Annotated in this window: 16 protein-coding genes; 15 read left to right on the forward strand and 1 reads right to left on the reverse strand. The window is 66.2% G+C overall.

Annotated elements, in window-relative coordinates; all coding sequences use genetic code 11:
• Positions 1–2: 2 nt before the first annotated feature.
• From D3877_RS24630 to D3877_RS29610, 10 genes are all read left to right on the forward strand, one after another.
• The gene (locus D3877_RS24630; protein ID WP_119833628.1) at positions 3–563 is read left to right on the forward strand and encodes a TRAP transporter small permease; all 561 of its coding nucleotides are present in this window, start codon (positions 3–5) and stop codon (positions 561–563) included.
• Complete coding sequence (locus D3877_RS24635; RefSeq protein WP_119833435.1) at positions 560–1,891, forward strand: TRAP transporter large permease; 1,332 nt, start codon at positions 560–562, stop codon at positions 1,889–1,891. The genes D3877_RS24630 and D3877_RS24635 overlap by 4 nt, the downstream gene beginning before the upstream one ends.
• Before the next feature lie 5 nt (positions 1,892–1,896).
• On the forward strand, positions 1,897–2,562 hold the full coding sequence (locus tag D3877_RS24640) for a fumarylacetoacetate hydrolase family protein (RefSeq protein WP_119833436.1): 666 nt from the start codon (positions 1,897–1,899) through the stop codon (positions 2,560–2,562).
• Entirely contained in the window at positions 2,559–3,311 is a 753-nt protein-coding gene (locus D3877_RS24645) for a fumarylacetoacetate hydrolase family protein (RefSeq protein ID WP_119833437.1), read from the forward strand. The genes D3877_RS24640 and D3877_RS24645 overlap by 4 nt, the downstream gene beginning before the upstream one ends.
• A 73-nt stretch (positions 3,312–3,384) precedes the next feature.
• Positions 3,385–4,233 carry a 3,4-dihydroxyphenylacetate 2,3-dioxygenase gene (hpaD, locus tag D3877_RS24650; RefSeq protein ID WP_119833438.1) on the forward strand — a complete coding sequence of 283 codons (849 nt, stop codon included), beginning with the start codon at positions 3,385–3,387 and terminating at the stop codon, positions 4,231–4,233.
• A 177-nt stretch (positions 4,234–4,410) separates the two neighbouring features.
• The gene (locus tag D3877_RS24655) at positions 4,411–4,797 is read left to right on the forward strand and encodes a 5-carboxymethyl-2-hydroxymuconate Delta-isomerase (RefSeq protein ID WP_119833439.1); all 387 of its coding nucleotides are present in this window, start codon (positions 4,411–4,413) and stop codon (positions 4,795–4,797) included.
• Between the two features lie 13 nt (positions 4,798–4,810).
• Positions 4,811–5,614, forward strand: a complete 804-nt coding sequence (gene hpaH / locus D3877_RS24660; RefSeq protein ID WP_119833440.1) for a 2-oxo-hept-4-ene-1,7-dioate hydratase — start codon at positions 4,811–4,813, stop codon at positions 5,612–5,614.
• 16 nt (positions 5,615–5,630) lie between these two features.
• The gene (gene hpaI / locus D3877_RS24665) at positions 5,631–6,449 is read left to right on the forward strand and encodes a 4-hydroxy-2-oxoheptanedioate aldolase (protein ID WP_119833441.1); all 819 of its coding nucleotides are present in this window, start codon (positions 5,631–5,633) and stop codon (positions 6,447–6,449) included.
• 237 nt (positions 6,450–6,686) lie between these two features.
• Complete coding sequence (locus tag D3877_RS24675) at positions 6,687–8,141, forward strand: NAD-dependent succinate-semialdehyde dehydrogenase (RefSeq protein ID WP_119833442.1); 1,455 nt, start codon at positions 6,687–6,689, stop codon at positions 8,139–8,141.
• Positions 8,142–8,338: 197 nt separating this feature from the next.
• Positions 8,339–9,490 carry a tetratricopeptide repeat protein gene (locus D3877_RS29610; RefSeq protein WP_147395289.1) on the forward strand — a complete coding sequence of 384 codons (1,152 nt, stop codon included), beginning with the start codon at positions 8,339–8,341 and terminating at the stop codon, positions 9,488–9,490.
• A 22-nt stretch (positions 9,491–9,512) separates the two neighbouring features.
• On the opposite strand, the gene hpaR is transcribed toward D3877_RS29610, so the two are convergent.
• Positions 9,513–10,049: a homoprotocatechuate degradation operon regulator HpaR gene (hpaR, locus tag D3877_RS24685; RefSeq protein ID WP_199720945.1), complete on the reverse strand. Its 537-nt coding sequence runs from the start codon at positions 10,047–10,049 to the stop codon at positions 9,513–9,515.
• A 253-nt stretch (positions 10,050–10,302) separates the two neighbouring features.
• On the opposite strand from hpaR, the gene hpaE reads away from it, so the two are divergent.
• The 5 genes from hpaE (at position 10,303) to D3877_RS24710 (ending at position 16,876) form a co-directional block, all read left to right on the forward strand.
• On the forward strand, positions 10,303–11,826 hold the full coding sequence (hpaE, locus tag D3877_RS24690; protein WP_119833444.1) for a 5-carboxymethyl-2-hydroxymuconate semialdehyde dehydrogenase: 1,524 nt from the start codon (positions 10,303–10,305) through the stop codon (positions 11,824–11,826).
• Positions 11,827–12,012: 186 nt separating this feature from the next.
• On the forward strand, positions 12,013–13,011 hold the full coding sequence (locus D3877_RS24695; RefSeq protein WP_119833445.1) for an AraC family transcriptional regulator: 999 nt from the start codon (positions 12,013–12,015) through the stop codon (positions 13,009–13,011).
• 168 nt (positions 13,012–13,179) lie between these two features.
• The gene (locus D3877_RS24700) at positions 13,180–14,700 is read left to right on the forward strand and encodes an aldehyde dehydrogenase family protein (RefSeq protein ID WP_119833446.1); all 1,521 of its coding nucleotides are present in this window, start codon (positions 13,180–13,182) and stop codon (positions 14,698–14,700) included.
• A gap of 246 nt (positions 14,701–14,946) precedes the next feature.
• Positions 14,947–16,257 (forward strand): NAD(P)/FAD-dependent oxidoreductase, encoded by a 1,311-nt coding sequence (locus tag D3877_RS24705; protein ID WP_199720947.1) that lies wholly within the window; start codon positions 14,947–14,949, stop codon positions 16,255–16,257.
• 259 nt (positions 16,258–16,516) lie between these two features.
• On the forward strand, positions 16,517–16,876 hold the full coding sequence (locus D3877_RS24710; RefSeq protein ID WP_119833448.1) for a cupin domain-containing protein: 360 nt from the start codon (positions 16,517–16,519) through the stop codon (positions 16,874–16,876).
• The last annotated feature ends 94 nt before the right edge of the window (positions 16,877–16,970 follow it).

Here is a 16,970-nt window from a genome sequence, read left to right on the forward strand (position 1 = left end):
TCATGCAGGAACCCATGGGATTGCCCGCCGACCCACCGGCGGCGCGCGGGGTCGAACGGTTGCTGTTGACCAGCGCCAAGGGCTGCGCGCTGGTCGGCGGCGGCCTGTTCATCGGCTTGATCGTCATGTCCTTGGTCTCGATCATCGGGCGCAAGCTGGCCAACGCGCCGATCACCGGCGACGTCGAGCTGATGCAAGTCGGCACGGCGGTCGCGGCGGCGGCCTTTCTGCCGCTCTGCACCACGCTGGGCGAGCATTTGCGGGTCGATTTCTTCACCGAATTCGCCCCGGCGCCGGTTCGCCGTTTCCTGGACGCCGTGTCGGACCTGCTCCTCGGGCTGGTCGCCTTGCTTTTGACATGGCGCGCCGGGCTTCAGACCCTGGACATCCGCGAGGCGGCGGAGGTCACGCCGCTGCTGGGCATTCCGATCTGGCTGGCGATGGCGGGGATGCTTCCCAGTCTGGCCCTGGTCGCTTTGTGCGCCCTGGCGCGCGGCTGGCGGGATTTGTCGGCGGGCGCGAGCGTTGCGTTTTCTCGTCACACGACGGAGGCGCGGTCATGAGCGGCACGGCGATTGGGTTGATCGGCTTTGGCGGGTTGCTGGGGCTGTTGGCGCTGCGGGTTCACATCGGCGTGGCGATGTTCATCGCCGGGGCCGGGATCTATCTGACGATCAACGACGGGCAGAGCGCGGCGCTGCTGTTCACCCTGAACAATCTGACCTTCGCCCGGCTGTCGAACTATGATCTGTCGGTGATCCCGCTGTTCCTGCTGATGGGCCAATTCGCCACCCATGGCGGCTTGTCCAAGGCGCTGTTCAAGGCGGCGGGCGCGTTGATCGGCCATTGGCGCGGCGGTTTGGCGATGGCCTCCACGGCGGCCTGCGCGGCGTTCGGGGCGATCTGCGGATCGTCGCTGGCGACCGCCGCCACCATGGGACAGGTGGCGTTGCCGGAGTTGCAGCGCCACGGCTATTCCGGGCGGTTGGCGACCGGCACGCTCGCGGCCAGCGGCACCTTGGGGATCCTCATCCCGCCGTCGGTTCCGCTGGTCGTCTACGCGGTGCTGACGCAGGAATCCATCGGCAAGCTGTTCGTCGCCGCCGTGGTTCCGGGGATTCTCGCCGCGCTTGGCTATCTGGCGGTGATCGCGCTGATCGTCCGGCGCGACCCCGCCGCCGGTCCGGCCAGCGCGCCGGTTCCCTGGGGCGAGCGGCTGCGCGCGCAAATCAACGTGTTGCCGGTGGCGCTGGTCTTTCTGGTGGTGATCGTCGGCATCTATGACGGCTGGGCCAACCCGACCGAAGCCGCCTCCATCGGCGCGGCGGCCTGCGGGATCATCGCCGCTCTGTCGGGCGGTCTGCGCTGGCCCCAACTGGTCGCCAGCCTGTACGGCACGGCGCAGGCCACGGCGATGATCTTCCTGGTGTTGATCGGGGCCGATCTGCTGAATTCGGCGTTGGCGGTGTCGCAAATGCCGGTGGAGCTGGCCGCCTGGGTGCGCGACAGCGGGATGCCGCCGCTGCTGGTGCTGTTCACCATCATCGGCGTCTACATCCTGCTGGGCTGCGTCATGGATTCGCTGGCCATGATCCTGCTGACCATCCCGATCTTTTACCCGATGGTGATGGGGCTGGAGTTTTTCGGCCTGTCGGTCGCCGACAAATCGGTGTGGTTCGGCATCCTCGCGTTGATGGTGGTGGAAATCGGGCTGGTCCATCCGCCGGTCGGCATGAATCTGTACGTCATCAACCGGCTGGCCAAGGGTGTGCCGATGCGGGAAACGGCGCTGGGCGTCCTGCCCTTCCTGGCGTCGGATCTGCTGCGCATCCTGCTTCTGGTTTTTTGCCCGGGCGTTTGCCTGTGGCTCGTCCGCGTCATCGGAGGTTGAAACCCATGAGTTCGCAACATGTCGCCTTGGATGGCTCGGGCATGGTCTATGGGGTGATCCTGAACGACCGCCCGTCGCTGGAACGGCTGGGGGCGGCGCTGACGGCCCCGCCCTACGCCGCCCCGCCCAAGGCCCCTGTCCTTTACATCAAGCCCTACAACACCCACGCGGCGACGGGCGCGACCGTCCGCGTCCCGCGCGGGGCGGATCGTGTGGAGTTGGGCGCGACGCTGGGCCTGGTTCTGGGCCGCGACTCCACCGGGTTGGCGGAGGCGACCGCGTTGGACGCCGTCGCCGGTCTGCGCCCGGTGCTGGACGTCAGCCTGCCCAACCCGGTGGTTTACCGCCCGCCGGTGCGCGAGCGCTGCTTTGACGGATCCTGCCCGATGGGGCCGGTGGTTCCCTATGGGCGGGTCGGCGATCTGGCCGAGTTGACGTTGCGCACGCTGGTCAATGGCGTGCTCGTCGCCGAACGCGGCCTGTCCGATCTGCTGCGTCCAGCGGCGCGTTTGCTGGCCGACGTCACCGATTTCATGACCTTGCGGGCGGGCGACACGCTGACGCTGGGCATCGCGTTGAACGGGCCGCAAGCCGGACCGGGCGACCGCGTCGCGCTGGAGATTGACGGTTTCGACCGTCTGGAGATCACCATCGAGGGAGCCGCGCCATGAAGCACGCCCGCGTCCGCTATGAGGGCGTCGTCCACGCGGCGACCGCCACCACCACAGCCGAGGGCGAGGCCCTGCGCCTGAGCGATGGCCGCGTCATCGCCGCCGAGGCGGTGGAGGCGTGGCTGCCGCCGGTCGAGCCGCGCACGATCTTCGCGCTGGGCCTGAACTACGCCGACCACGCGAAGGAGTTGGCCTTCAAGCCGCCGGAAACGCCGCTGGTCTTTTTGAAGGGGCCGAACACGATCACCGGCCACCAATCCCGCACCCGCCGCCCCGCCGGCGTCGCCTTCATGCATTACGAATGCGAGTTGGCGGTGGTCATCGGCCAGACCGCCCGCGACGTCCCGCGCGCGCGCGCCTATGAGGTGGTGGCCGGTTACAGCGTGGCCAACGATTACGCCATCCGCGACTATCTGGAAAATTACTACCGCCCGAATCTGCGGGTGAAGAACCGCGACGGCTGCACGCCGCTCGGCCCCTGGCTGGTGGACGCCGCCGACGTTCCCAACCCGATGGACCTGCGCCTGCGCACCCTGGTCAACGGGGTGGAGACGCAAAGCGGCGGCACGCGCGACATGATCTTCGACGTGCCGCATCTGATCGCCTATCTGTCGTCGATCATGACCCTGTCGCCCGGCGACGTCATCCTGACCGGCACGCCGGACGGGCTGGCGGACGTCAAGCCCGGCGACGTCGTCACAACGGAGATCGAGGGCGTCGGCAGCCTTGTGAGTCACATCGTCGGATGAACCACATCGTCGGCGAGCTTTAAAACCACCCGCCAAAAGCCAACCAACGCCAAAAAACCACAGGAGGAACGCCATGGGCACGCTCGCGCTCGCCGCCAAAATCACGCATGTCCCGTCGATGTATCTGTCGGAGCTGGACGGCCCGCACAAGGGTTGCCGCGACGCCGCCATCGCCGGTCACAAGGAAATCAGCCGCCGCTGCCGCGATCTGGGGGTGGACACCATCGTGGTGTTCGACACCCATTGGCTGGTCAATTCCGGCTTCCACGTCAATTGCGCCCCCGCTTTCGAGGGCGTCTACACCAGCAACGAGCTGCCACACTTCATCAAGAATTTGCCCTACGCCTATCCCGGCAACCCGGCGCTGGGCCAGCTTTTGGCCGACGCGGCGACCGCCGCCGGGGTGCGCACCCGCGCCCATTCCGACACGAGTTTGACGTTGGAATACGGCACGCTGGTGCCGATGCGCTACATGAACGAAGACCAGCGTTTCAAGGTCGTGTCGGTGTCGGCGCTCTGCACCGTGCATGATCTGAAGGACAGCGCCACGCTGGGCCGCGCGGTGCGCAAGGCGATCGAGGAGGAGTATGACGGCACGGTGGCGATCCTCGCCAGCGGGTCGCTGTCGCACCGCTTCGCCCAGAACGGCGTGTCGGAGGAGTATCTCCACAAGATGTGGGATCCGTTCCTGGAGCAGGTTGATCGGCGCGTCGTCGATCTGTGGAAACAGGGCGATTGGGCGACCTTCACCGCCATGCTGCCGATGTACGCGGAAAAATGCTGGGGCGAAGGCAACATGCACGACACCGCCATGCTGTTCGGCGCGCTGGGCTGGGACCAGTATCAGGGAACGGTGGACATCGTGACGCCCTATTTCCCGTCGTCCGGCACCGGGCAGATCAACGCGGTGTTTTCGGTCTGAGGGCGTCGGGGGTGCGGCCCCCTCCCTAACCCTCCCCCGCTTGTCAGCGGGAGAGGGAACTCCGCCGCCCACCGACAAGCGTTCTGACTCCCTCTCCCGCAACGCGGGGGAGGGTTGGGGAGGGGGCAATCGCGCCCCGAACCCCGACTCTCCCCCAACGAAAAGGCGCGCCCCGCGATGCCGCATCTCATCGTCGAACACACCGACAATCTGGCCGAGGAGGCCGCCATCCCGGATCTGCTGCGCAAGGCGAACGCCGTGCTGATCGCGCAGAACGGGGTGTTTCCCATTGGCGGCATCCGGTCGCGCGCCGTCCGTCTGACCGACTATTGCGTCGCCGACGGCGCGGCGGACGACGCCTTCGTCCATCTGACGCTGAAGATCGGGGCCGGGCGCACGGCGGAACAGAAACAGGCGGCGGGCGACGCCCTGTTCGCCATGGTGACGGAGCATTTCGCCGCCCTGTTCGCCCGCCGCTTTCTGGCCCTGTCGCTGGAGATCCAGGAGTTCAGCGAGGCCGGAACCTGGAAGCAGAACAACATCCACCCCCGCTACAAGAAGTAAGGGCGCACATCCGATGCTGAGCCAAGACACCATCCAGGCCGCCGCCGCCCGTCTGCACCAGGCCGAACAGACCCGCGCGCCGACCCGCCAGATCTCGCTGGACCATCCCGAGATCACCATCGAGGACGCCTACGCCATCCAACGCTGTTGGGTCGCCGCCAAGATCGCCGAAGGGCGCACGCTGGTCGGCCACAAGATCGGCCTGACCTCCCGCGCCATGCAGCAATCCTCGCAAATCACGGAGCCGGATTACGGCGCGCTGCTCGACGACATGATCTTCGCCGACGGCGGCGACATCCCGCTCGACCGCTTCATCGCGCCGATGGTCGAGGTCGAGTTGGCCTTCATCCTGAAAAGCCGGTTGGAGGGGCCGAACGTCACCCTGTTCGACGTGCTGACGGCGACCGATTACGTGATTCCGGCGGTGGAGATCATCGACGCCCGCTGCCACCGCGTCGACCCGGATTCCAAACGCCCGCGCAAGGTGATGGACACGATTTCCGACAACGCCGCCAACGCCGGAATCATCATGGGCGGACGGCCCATGCGCCCGCTCGACAGCGATCTGCGCTGGGCCGCCGCGCTGCTCCACCGCAACGGCGTGATCGAGGAAACCGGCGTGGCGGCGGGGGTGCTGAACCACCCGGCCAACGGCATTTCCTGGCTCGCCCGCAAATACGCCCCCCATGGCGTGGCGTTGGAGCCGGGGCAAATCGTGCTGGCCGGTTCCTTCACCCGTCCCGTTCCGGCGCGGTCCGGTGATACCTTTCACTGCGATTATGGCCCCTTCGGGTCCATCGCCTTCCGCTTTGTCTGAGGGAGACAGCGCCGTCATGAAGACACCGGAAAACGCGTTCAAACGGGCGATGGCGGCGGGGTTGCCGCAATATGGCCTGTGGTTGGGGCTGGCCGACGCCTATTGCGCCGAAATCGCCGCCGGTTCCGGCTTCGACTGGCTGCTGATCGACGGGGAGCACGCGCCGAACGATCTGCGCGGCGTCCTGGCCCAGTTGCAGGCCATCGCCGCCTACCCGACCAGCCACCCCATCGTCCGCCCGGTGATCGGCGACACGGCGCTCATCAAGCAGATGCTGGATCTGGGCGTGCAGACGCTGCTGATCCCGATGGTGGAGACGGCGGAGCAGGCCGCCGCGCTGGTCGCCGCCACCCGCTACCCGCCCGACGGCGTGCGCGGCGTCGGCAGTTCGCTGGCCCGCGCCTCGCGCTGGAACCGCGTCCCCAACTATCTGGCGGAGGCCGACGCGGAGATTTGCCTGTTGGTCCAGGTGGAAAGCGTGCGCGGGCTGGAGAATCTCGACGCCATCGCCGCCGTCCCCGGCGTGGACGGCGTGTTTTTCGGCCCGGCGGATCTGTCGGCCTCGATGGGGCTGCGCGGCCAGCCGAACCACCCGACCGTGCGCGCCGCCATCGAACAGGGCATGACCCGCGTCCGTCAGGCCGGAAAGGCTCCGGGCGTTCTGGCCACCGACGAGACCGTCGCGCGCGCCTATTTGGCGGCGGGCGCGCTGTTCGTCGGCGTCGGGGTGGACACGACGCTTTACGCCCGCGCCGCCTCGGCCTTGGCCGCCCGCTTCCGTGACCCGCAAACGGACGCCCCGCCCGCGCCAACCACGCCCGGCGGCGGGTACTGACCGCTTCCTTTCCAAGCCGGGCGAACGCGTTCGGTTTCTCATAGGCCGCAGACTCTGCGAAGCCCCTCTCCCCTTGCGGGAGAGGGGTTGGGGTGAGGGGGTGGAAGCTAAGATTTCCAACGGCTTTCAGCCGTCTGCACCCCTCATCCCACCCCTTCTCCCGCAAGGGGAGAAGGGCCGCACGCGATGCCATCGACCGTTCAAAAGCCAAAGGCGACTTTTCAAGGATCTTGTCCCATGACCGTTCTGACCGACCGCGATCTTCTTCGCGAACGCTGTTTCTTGGCCGGAGCCTGGATCGAGGCCGACAGCGGGGAGCGGGTCGCCGTGACCAACCCGGCGACCGGGGCCGTCATCGCCCATGTCCCGCGCTGCGCCGAGGCTGAAACCGAACGCGCCATCGCCGCCGCGCAAGCCGCCTTTCCGGCGTGGCGCGCCCGCACCGCCGCCCAGCGCTCCGCCCTGCTGCGCCGCTGGTTCGAGCTGATCGTCGAGAACCGCGAGGATCTGGCGATTTTGATGACGCTGGAGCAGGGAAAGCCGCTGGCCGAGGCGCGCGGGGAAATCGACTACGCCGCCTCCTACGTCGAATGGTTCGCGGAGGAGGCCAAGCGGCTGTATGGCGACGTCATCCCGGCCCCGCAGGCCGACCGCCGCATCGTCGTGGTGAAGGAGCCGGTCGGCGTCTGCGCCGCCATCACGCCCTGGAACTTCCCGGCGGCGATGATAACCCGCAAGGTCGCCCCGGCGTTGGCGGCGGGCTGCGTGATGATCGTCAAGCCCGCCGAACAGACGCCGCTGTCGGCGCTGGCCCTGGCGGTGTTGGCCGAACGGGCCGGGATTCCGGCGGGCGTGCTGTCGGTCGTCACCGGGCGCGCGCGGGCCATCGGCGCGGTGCTGACCGCCAGCCCGGTGGTGCGCAAGCTGACCTTCACCGGATCGACCGAAATCGGTCGCCTGCTGATCGCCCAGAGCGCCGGGACGGTCAAGCGCCTGTCGATGGAGCTGGGCGGCAACGCCCCCTTCATCGTTTTTGACGACGCCGATCTGGACGCGGCGGTGGCGGGCGCGCTCGTCTCGAAATACCGCAATTCGGGCCAGACCTGCGTCTGCTCCAACCGCTTTCTGGTGCAGGACGGGGTGTATGACCGCTTCGCCGCCCTGCTGGTCGAGGCGGTGGCCGGGCTGACCGTCGGCGATGGGCTGGATCCGGCGACTCAGCAAGGCCCGCTGATCGACGCCCCCGCCATCGCCAAGGTGGAGGATCTCGTCGCCGACGCCGTGGCGTCGGGCGCGCGCGTCGCCATCGGCGGCCAACGCCACGCGCTGGGCGGAACCTTCTTCGCGCCGACGGTGCTGACCGACGTCGCCCCGTCGATGCGGGTGGCGGTGGAGGAAATCTTCGGCCCGGTCGCCCCGCTGGTCCGCTTCACCGACGAGGCCGAAGCGGTGCGGATGGCCAACGACAGCGATTACGGCCTTGCCGCCTATCTCTTCACCCGCGACGCCGCCCGCGTCTGGCGGGTGGGCGAGGCGCTGGAATATGGCATGGTCGGCATCAACACCGGCCTGATCTCCACCGCCGTCGCCCCCTTCGGCGGCGTCAAGCAATCCGGTTTCGGGCGCGAAGGCTCGAAATACGGGATCGAGGATTATGTGGAGATCAAATACCTGTGCATGGGTGGTTTGTAGGAGAACCTCAATCCTGTCAGGAGGACGGGCATTTTCGGAATGGCGGCTGGTGTTTCCGGCGTGTATTCTTTTGCCCGGCCTCGCGATGGGCCGACGGTCCGCGTGAAGGGCTTAGCCCAATCGGTACAAAGAACACCAATCCCTGACTTCCTGCCCGGCAATGCGGACAACGGGCGATGATGGGAAGGAAGGATTCCATGGGCAGCCAAATTTCCGGAGCCTCGGATTCACGCCGGGCGCTCCCTGAACGCCCCAACCTTGATCACTTAAAGAAAGAAGCCAAGCGGCAGTTGAAGGAACTGCGGCTGGTCAACCCAACGGCGACCCTCGCCACCGCGCAATTCGCCACAGCTCGTGATTATGGCTTTGCCAGTTGGTCAAAGCTGAAAGCCCATGTCACAGGCGCCGCCATAACGGCGACGGCGGATTTTCCAGATTCCGGGGTTCTGGACATGATGATCGCGATTTCCACCCGAATCCGACATGGTCAAATCGACGAAGCGGAGCAAATGATCCGACAAGCCATCAAAGGTCATCCAGACAATGCTGATCTGATCGCGCTTTTTGGTGATTTCACGCTCAGATTTCGCGGAGACCGTTCTGCGGCAACCGATATCTACAACCGCTTGCTTGAGCGGCCCAGCCCGACCGGATTGGCCCACTGCGCTGGTTTCGTCGGAGCGGGGGAGGACGTTGACAAGGCGGAAGCGCTGTATCGGCGCGCCATTGAAATGGCCCCGGCAAAGTCGCCTGAACTTGGGATGATTCTCAATAACTTCGCTTCGTTCCTCGAAAATCGAAAGAGCGATTCGGTTGGCGCTAATGCAATTTTTCAACGCGCCGCCGGGATAGACTATGGATACCCACAGCTCAACGCGTCGTACATCGGCGCATATGCTGAATTTCTGTGGCGGCAAGGCGATCTTCATCAGGCGGAAGACTGCTTTCGTCAATCCCGCAAGGCGTCCACTAATCACCCCATCACGGCAATGGCGTTCGCGTTGCTGCTAACCACCACCGGACGGATTGACGAGGGGCTGGCTTTGATTGCGGAGGTCAAATCTTCGGCCTGGATGTCAACCCTCTATGATCCTCTTCCCGTCGAGCTTTTGTGCGGATTCCTGTTTTACGCCCATGGAACGGTTGAACAACGGGGACAGGCGCTGTCTCACTTGCGGGACAACCTGACGGTTGGGCGCAACGTCTTTTGCCGGGATCTCCGGGCAAACGCGCGCGCGGCTGTCGTCAATGGGCATCCGGCCCCCGCTCTGGTCAGCGTGCTGGCGGACGTTCTGTCTTCAGCAAAGCCGGTTTCGAAGGCCGCCTGCCAAACGCTCCGCGCGCGCTGAACAGTTCGACGAAGTCCCGTTTCTATTCCTCATCCTCCGGCGGCGCTTCGGCGCCGTCGTTCAGGCAGGCGGCCAGCTCGTCCAGCAGGCCGTACAGGGTCGCCAGCCGGTCTTCGCCGAAAGCCGTGGTGATTTCGGCGTAGCGGCGTTCGCTGTGCGGGGCGATCAGGGCGATCAGTTCGCGCCCGCTGGCGGTGATGGAGATTTGCGCGGCGCGCAGATCCTTGTCCTCCACCCCGCGCTGAATCAGCGCGCGCTTTTCCAGCGCGCGCAGGATGCGCGACAGGCTGGGCATGCTGATGCTGCTGACCCGCGCCAACTCGCCCGCGCGGAACTCCTCCGCCGTGGTCAGGGCGCGCAGCACGCGCCATTGCTGTTCGGTCAGATCATGGGCGTGCAGGGTCGGGCGGAAGCGGCTCATCACCGCTTCGCGCGCCTTCAGCAGCGCCATCGGCAAAGAGCGTTTGAAGGCGCGGATCTCCCCGCGCGGCGCGTCGGCGGCGATCAGGTCCGGCGCCGCGTGTTTCGACGCGGCGCGTTTGGATGGTGGTCTTCCCAAGATACTGCCCAATTCGTTCGGTGATGGCGCGGCGCAGGATAGCGCGATGGGTGCGGGATGCAAAACCGCTTGACAGCCTGCGGCGTCGATTTATATAACATGTTAAATATTAACGCCGCAATCAAATGCACCCGACCAACCGCCGTCCCCTTCGCCCCGGAACCGTCGTTCCGGTTCTGCGGTCGGCGCGCGGGCTTTGCGCGGCCAACGCCCAAAAAACACCGGCTCTCTGCCCCATGAGGAGTGAAACGCCATGACCAACGCCTTGGACTCGAATCTCGCCGCCGCCGAAACCCTGCTCGCCCGCTTCCGCGCCAAGCCGCTTGGCCATTTCATCGACGGGCGGGAAGTCCCCGGTCGGTCGGGCAAGCTGTTCGACAATCTGTCGCCCATCGACGGCGGCGTCATCAACCAGGTCCATGCGGGCGACGCCGCCGACGTGGACGCGGCGGCCAGCGCCGCCGAACGCGCCTTCCCCGCCTGGGCCGCCCTGCCGGGAACGGAGCGCAAACGCATCCTGCACAAGGTCGCCGACGGCATTCTGGCCCGCGCCAAGGACATCGCCCTGTTGGAGAGCCTGGACAGCGGCCAGCCGATCCGCTTCATGAGCAAGGCCGCCGAACGCGCGGCGGAGAATTTCCGCTTCTTCGCCGACCGCGCGCCCGACGCCGCCAACGGCCTGTCGCTGCCGACCGAGACGCATCTGAACCTCACCCTGCGCCAGGCGCTGGGGCCGGTGGCGGTCATCACGCCGTGGAACACGCCCTTCATGCTGTCCACCTGGAAGATCGCCCCGGCGCTGGCCGCCGGTTGCACGGTGGTCCACAAGCCCGCCGAATGGAGTCCGTTGACCGCCATGCTGCTGGCCGAAATCATGACCGAGGCGGGCGTCCCGGCGGGCGTGGTCAATCTGGTCAACGGCTTGGGCGAAGAGGCGGGCAAGACCCTGACCGAGCATCCGGCGATCAAGGCGGTGGCCTTCGTCGGCGAATCCTCCACCGGCAGCCACATCATGGCCCAGGGCGCGCCGACGCTGAAGCGCGTGCATTTCGAGCTGGGCGGCAAGAATCCGGTCATCGTGTTCGGCGACGCCGATCTGGACCGGGCGCTCGACGCCGTGGTCTTCATGATCTACAGCCTGAACGGCCAGCGCTGCACCTCGTCGTCGCGCCTGCTGGTCCAGCGCGGCATCCATGATTCCTTCGTCGAGCGTCTGGCCGAGCGGGTCGCCCGCATCAAGGTCGGCCACCCGCTGGATCCGGCGACGGAGGTCGGTCCGCTGGTGCACGAGCGTCACCTGAACAAGGTGCTGGGCTATTGCGCCATCGCGCGGGAGGATGGGGCGACGGTGAAAGTCGGCGGCGTCCGCGCCGAAGAGCTGGGGACCGACGGCCATTACGTCCGCCCGACCCTGTTCACCAACGCCAACAACCGGATGCGCATCGCGCAGGAGGAAATTTTCGGCCCGGTCCTGACCGCCATTCCCTTTGAGGACGAGGCCGACGCGGTCGCCATCGCCAACGACATTCCCTATGGCCTGACCGGCTATGTGTGGACGCGCGACATCGGGCGGGCCAACCGCGTCGCCTTGAAGCTCGACGCCGGGATGGTGTGGATCAATTCGGAAAACAACCGCCATCTGCCCACCCCCTTCGGCGGCATGAAGGCCAGCGGCATCGGCCGCGACGGCGGCGATTACAGTTTTGATTTCTATATGGAAACCAAGAACATCTGCGTCGCGCTCGACACCCACGCGGTGCCCAAGCTCGGCGTCTGATCGGCTGGGGCAAGGCCGGACCATGCGCGCGTCGGATGGTCCGGCCCTTCCATATCTTGCCCACATCCTGTTTGATGGCGGTCGCCGATGACGCCATAATTTTGGCGACACGCCCGCCCGCCATGGTTCCGCCCTTTGCCGCCGTCCCCGCCCTCCGACCGCGAGCCTAAGACCTGGGCCACGGTCATGCAGCCCCTGGTCGATTCCATCAAGCGCCGGGGGCAGTCTCCCGACGCGCTGTTGGGGCGCTATGGCCTGTCGGAAGCGATGCTGGCCGACCCCTGCCGGGAAATCCCGCTGCGCCAGTATGTCGAGGCGTTCGAGGGGGCCGCCGCCCATTTCGGCGATCCCAATTTCGGCCTGTTCGCCGCGCGCGACATCACCCCCTTCACCCTTGGCCCCATCGGCCTGCTGTTCATCAGCTCCCCCACCATCGGGACGGCGCTGAAGGGCTTCATCGACTACATCGGCTTGGCGCAGCAGGCGACCACCAGCCGCATCGCGCAGGACGGCCCGACCTGCGTCTTCCATTACCGGATCGAGGACGCGCGCATCCGCCGCCGCCGCCAGGACGCCGACTATTCGCTGGCGATGGTGACGACGCTGATGCGCGCCATGGCGGGCAACAGTTGGCGCCCACTGGAGGTGCATTTCGAGCACAGCGCCCCGCTCAGCCGACAGGCGCATGACGGGTTTTTTGGCGCGCCGCTCTATTTCGACCAGGGCGTCAACAGCCTGATCTTTCCGGCCAGCGACCTCGCCATCGCTGGAAACCTGATGGACCGCCGGGTCAGCCCCATCGTCGAGCAGTATCTCCGCACCCTGCTGGAACGGGCGATGCCGGTCCGCTCGATGGAGGACGAGGTGCGCCGCATCCTGTCCGACCATCGGCCCGAAGACGGCGCCGTCGGCGTCCACAAGACGGCGCGCGCCGTTGGCGTGTCGGCCCGCACCCTGCAACGCGCCCTGCAAAAATCCGGCGAAAGCTTTGGCGCGATCAAGCAGGACAAGCGTCGGACGATGGCCGAAACCTATCTGGCCGACACCGACCTGTCGGTGACGGAAATCGCCCACATTCTGGGCTACGCTGACGGGGCCTGCTTCACCCGCGCCTGCCGCCGCTGGTTCGGCCAAACGCCATCCGCCTACCGGAAAGCGGCGCGGGGGCGCGAGGCCACGACCTGACGTCCGGCGTTTTTGACCTCCGCGCGCGGTGGCGCGAAAGGTCAAGGATATGGCGTCTTTGGTCGGGTGCGGACGACCGCGATCGGCAAGAATAATCCGTCCTTACCGCTTTCCGTGACCGCAGCAATCGCCGCGCGCCGCCAACGCCCTTGGGAAACCGTGACCGCCATGGATCAGCATCCCGCGCCGCTGTCGCACGACAGCCGCCTGTCCCCCGCCGTCGCCCAATTTCTGGCCCGACGCCACGCTTTGATCGTCGGGGCGGATCGCCCGATGGCGGTCTCAAACGCCGTCATGACCGTGCATGACCCGGCCACCGGCCAGCCCGTGGCCCAGGTTCCCGCCGCCGGGGCGGCGGATGTGGACGCCGCCGTCCGCGCCGCCCGCCGGGCGTTGGAGGGGGATTGGGCGCGGGCGCGCCCGGTGGACCGCGAACGGATCCTGTTGCGGTTGGCTGATTTGATCGAGCGCGACGGCGAAGAGCTGGCGCAGTTGGAAACCGTCAACAACGGCAAGTCGATCACTCTCTCCCGCGCCCTTGAGGTCGGGGCATCGGTCGATTTCCTGCGCTACATGGCCGGTTGGGCGACGAAGATCGAAGGCAGAACGCTGGACGTCTCCATCGGCGTGCCGCCGGGAACCCGCTTTCACGCCTACACCCGGCGCGAGCCGGTCGGCGTCGTCGGGGCCATCGTGCCGTGGAACTTCCCGCTGCTGATGGCGGTTTGGAAGATCGGCCCGGCGCTGGCCACCGGCTGCACGGTGGTGTTGAAGCCCGCCGACGAAACGCCGTTGACCGCCCTGCGGCTGGGCGAATTGTGCCTGGAGGCCGGTTTGCCGCCGGGCGCCGTCAACGTCGTCACCGGCGTCGGGGCGGTCGCCGGGGCGGCGCTGACCGCGCATCCGGGCGTGGACAAGATCGCCTTCACCGGATCGACCGAGGTCGGGCGGCAGGTCGGCGCGGCGGCGGTCGCCCGCATGGCCCGCTTCACGCTGGAGCTGGGCGGCAAATCGCCTATGATTATGTTCCCCGACATGGATCCGGCCCATCCCGGCTTGGCGGCCAATCTGGGGGTCTTCTTCAACCAGGGGCAGGTTTGCACCTGCGGGTCGCGGCTGTACATCCACGCCGACATCTTCGACCGCGTCGTCGCCGACATCGCGGGCGTGGCGTCGTCGCTGCGGCTGGGCGGCGGCCTGGACCCGGAAAGCCAGATCACCCCGGTCATCTCGGCCAAGCAACAAACGCGCGTCTTCGGCTTCGTCGAACGGGCGCTGGCCGATGGGGCCGAGGCGTTGAGCGGCGGCGCGCCCGTCGCTGGGCCGGGCTTTTTCGTCAAGCCGACCTTGCTGGTCAACACGCGCGACGACATGGAGATCGTGCGGGACGAGGTGTTCGGCCCGGTCGCCGTCGCCCTGCCCTTCCGCGATCTGGACGAGGTCGTCGCGCGCGCCAACGACAGCCGTTACGGGCTGGCGGCGTCGGTGTGGACGCGCGACCTTGGCGTCGCCCACAGCATGGCGGCGCGGCTGAAGGCCGGAACCGTCTGGGTCAACACCCACAATGTGCTGGACCCGGCCATGCCCTTTGGCGGCTTCAAGGAATCCGGCATCGGGCGCGAGCATGGCCGCGCCGTGCTGGAGCATTATTTGGAAACCAAATCCGTCTGCGTCGCCTTGCCGGGGTGAACGGCGGGGTGAGCGACGCCAAGGGCGGCGGAACAATTGCCTAAAAAATAGGCTCTTGATGCCGCCGCCCATAAAACTCGCACAGTGGCGCTGATTATCAAATTATTGGCGCACAGGATCAAGTTGGCGTCGGGCGACGGCGCCATCCTGTGGCCATGTTCAAAACCCGATCACCCACGGGAACACGCAGTCGGCGGAACGCGCGCTGCGGTTCGTCGGGGTTCGTCACGCGGAAAGACGGCCACCATGACACATCCGATGAACACGCTCGATTCCCGGAACTACTACACGGCGACGCGGAAATATGATCTGGCCTTTCCGCGCCTGACGCAGGATTTGGACGCCGACGTGGTGGTGATCGGCGGCGGCTTTTCCGGAATCAACACCGCCCTGGAGCTTGCCGAAAAGGGGATCACCAACATCGTCGTGCTGGAGGCCCGGCATCTGGGCTATGGCGGCACGGGCCGCAACGGCGGGCAGGTGATGGCGGGCATCGGCCATGATCTGGAAAAGGTGAAGAAACATGTCGGCCCGAAGGGGATGGAGACGCTGTTCGCCATCGCCAATCTGGGCGCCGGCATCATCCAGTCGCGCATCGCCCGGTACGGCATCGACGCCGATTTCCGCAACGGCTACGGCTATCTCGCTTTCAACGAGCGGCAGGAAAACACCCTGAAAATCTGGCAGAAGGAGTTCCAGCAGGTCGCGCCCGACGAAGACATCGAACTGGTCAGCGGCGCGCGCGTGCAGGACGTCGTCGGCTCGACCGCCTACCGCGCCGCCTTGAAGCATATGGGCGGCGGCCACGTCCATTCGCTGAATCTGCTGCTGGGCGAGGCCAAGGCGCTGAGCGGCCACGGCGCCCGCATCTTTGAAAACAGTCCGGTGATCGCGGTGGAGTACGGATCGCGGATCACCGTGCGCACCAACGCGGGCAGCGTCCGCGCCTCGAAGCTGTTGTGGGCCTGCGATTCCTTCCTCAACAAGATGGAACCGTCCATCGCGCCGAAGACGATCAACACCTACGCTTTCCAGATGGCGACCGAACCGCTGTCCGACGAGCTGTGTCTGAAAATCAGCCCGATCCGGGGGGCCTACAGCGACATCCGCCCGGTGATTGATTACTACCGGATCACCAACGAAAACCGCCTGCTCTTCGGCGCCGCCACCGACTTCATTGATTATGTGCCGGGCGATCTGGCGGCGTGGAACCGGGCGCGGATGCTGAAGGTTTTCCCCTACCTCGCCGACGTGAAAATCGATCTGGCCTGGGGCGGGCCGATGGCCTGCTCGGCCAACCTGTTCCCGCAGATCGGAAGCTTGCCGGGACGCCCCAACGCCTTTTACGTCCAGGGCTATTCCGGCTTCGGCGTCACCCCCAGCCACATCGTGTGCAAGGTTCTGGCCGAGGGGATGAGCGAAGGGTCGGAGCGTTACGACCTGATGAGTTCCATCCCGCATGTCAGCATTTTCGGCAAGGACCACCTGCGCCCCGCCGTCATGTCGGCGGCCAAGACCTGGCACCAACTGTCGGGCTTCTTCAACGGTCGCCGTTGATCCCCGTTTCAACCCTACGGCATTCACGCATCTTTTTCTTGCCGCAACCAACTGAAATAAAACGGCTTTCCCGTCATCCCCGCGAAGGCGGGGATCCAGAGTTTGCCAGACGAACTCTGTGGGTAAGTCTGGATTCCCGCCTTCGCGGGAATGACGGAGAAAAGTTCTTTTCTTCCAATGAGTTGCCTAAACCGAAGATGTGTGAATGCCGTAGCCTGTCAACCACCACCCCAACCACCATCACGACAAAGGATGTCTCATGCTTCCGATCAAACCCGGCCAGCCGCCCGCCAATCTTGACGCCTGGGGCACGGTCGCCGATCTCGGCTCCACCATTCTCGAAGGCGAGGTCAAGGCCTTTGGCAAGATGGAGCATGGCGCGCCCGACGCGCCGGTGAGCTGCGGTTGGTTCTCCTGCACGCAAGGCGTCTTCCGCATGGTCTACCCCTTCACCGAACACGCCGTCGTCGTCGAGGGAACCGTCACCCTGACCGACGAAACCACCGGCCAGAGCCAGACCTACCAGCCCGGCGACGCTTGGTTCATCCAAAAAGGCGCGCCGATCCTGTGGCGGGTCGAAACCCCCGTCTTCACCAAGAATTACTTCGCCGTCGTCTAACCCTTCCCCCCGTTTGCGGGTGGGAGCGCGCCCCGCCCGCAAGCCGTGCGACCCAACCGGCGCCCCCGATCCGTCCATCCCGGATCGGGGGCGA

This window comes from Azospirillum cavernae (assembly GCF_003590795.1).
In the GTDB taxonomy this organism is placed as follows: domain Bacteria; phylum Pseudomonadota; class Alphaproteobacteria; order Azospirillales; family Azospirillaceae; genus Azospirillum; species Azospirillum cavernae.

Bases quoted from the DNA above. Each gene is read 5' to 3' on its own strand.
- D3877_RS29610 (WP_147395289.1), top strand. From the start codon at position 8,339: ATGGGCAGCCAAATTTCCGGAGCCTCGGATTCACGCCGGGCGCTCCCT.
- D3877_RS24695 (WP_119833445.1), top strand. From the start codon at position 12,013: ATGCAGCCCCTGGTCGATTCCATCAAGCGCCGGGGGCAGTCTCCCGAC.
- D3877_RS24640 (WP_119833436.1), top strand. From the start codon at position 1,897: ATGAGTTCGCAACATGTCGCCTTGGATGGCTCGGGCATGGTCTATGGG.
- hpaD (WP_119833438.1), top strand. From the start codon at position 3,385: ATGGGCACGCTCGCGCTCGCCGCCAAAATCACGCATGTCCCGTCGATG.
- D3877_RS24710 (WP_119833448.1), top strand. From the start codon at position 16,517: ATGCTTCCGATCAAACCCGGCCAGCCGCCCGCCAATCTTGACGCCTGG.
- D3877_RS24655 (WP_119833439.1), top strand. From the start codon at position 4,411: ATGCCGCATCTCATCGTCGAACACACCGACAATCTGGCCGAGGAGGCC.
- D3877_RS24630 (WP_119833628.1), top strand. From the start codon at position 3: ATGCAGGAACCCATGGGATTGCCCGCCGACCCACCGGCGGCGCGCGGG.
- hpaI (WP_119833441.1), top strand. From the start codon at position 5,631: ATGAAGACACCGGAAAACGCGTTCAAACGGGCGATGGCGGCGGGGTTG.
- hpaE (WP_119833444.1), top strand. From the start codon at position 10,303: ATGACCAACGCCTTGGACTCGAATCTCGCCGCCGCCGAAACCCTGCTC.
- D3877_RS24700 (WP_119833446.1), top strand. From the start codon at position 13,180: ATGGATCAGCATCCCGCGCCGCTGTCGCACGACAGCCGCCTGTCCCCC.
- hpaH (WP_119833440.1), top strand. From the start codon at position 4,811: ATGCTGAGCCAAGACACCATCCAGGCCGCCGCCGCCCGTCTGCACCAG.
- D3877_RS24675 (WP_119833442.1), top strand. From the start codon at position 6,687: ATGACCGTTCTGACCGACCGCGATCTTCTTCGCGAACGCTGTTTCTTG.
- D3877_RS24645 (WP_119833437.1), top strand. From the start codon at position 2,559: ATGAAGCACGCCCGCGTCCGCTATGAGGGCGTCGTCCACGCGGCGACC.
- D3877_RS24705 (WP_199720947.1), top strand. From the start codon at position 14,947: ATGACACATCCGATGAACACGCTCGATTCCCGGAACTACTACACGGCG.
- D3877_RS24635 (WP_119833435.1), top strand. From the start codon at position 560: ATGAGCGGCACGGCGATTGGGTTGATCGGCTTTGGCGGGTTGCTGGGG.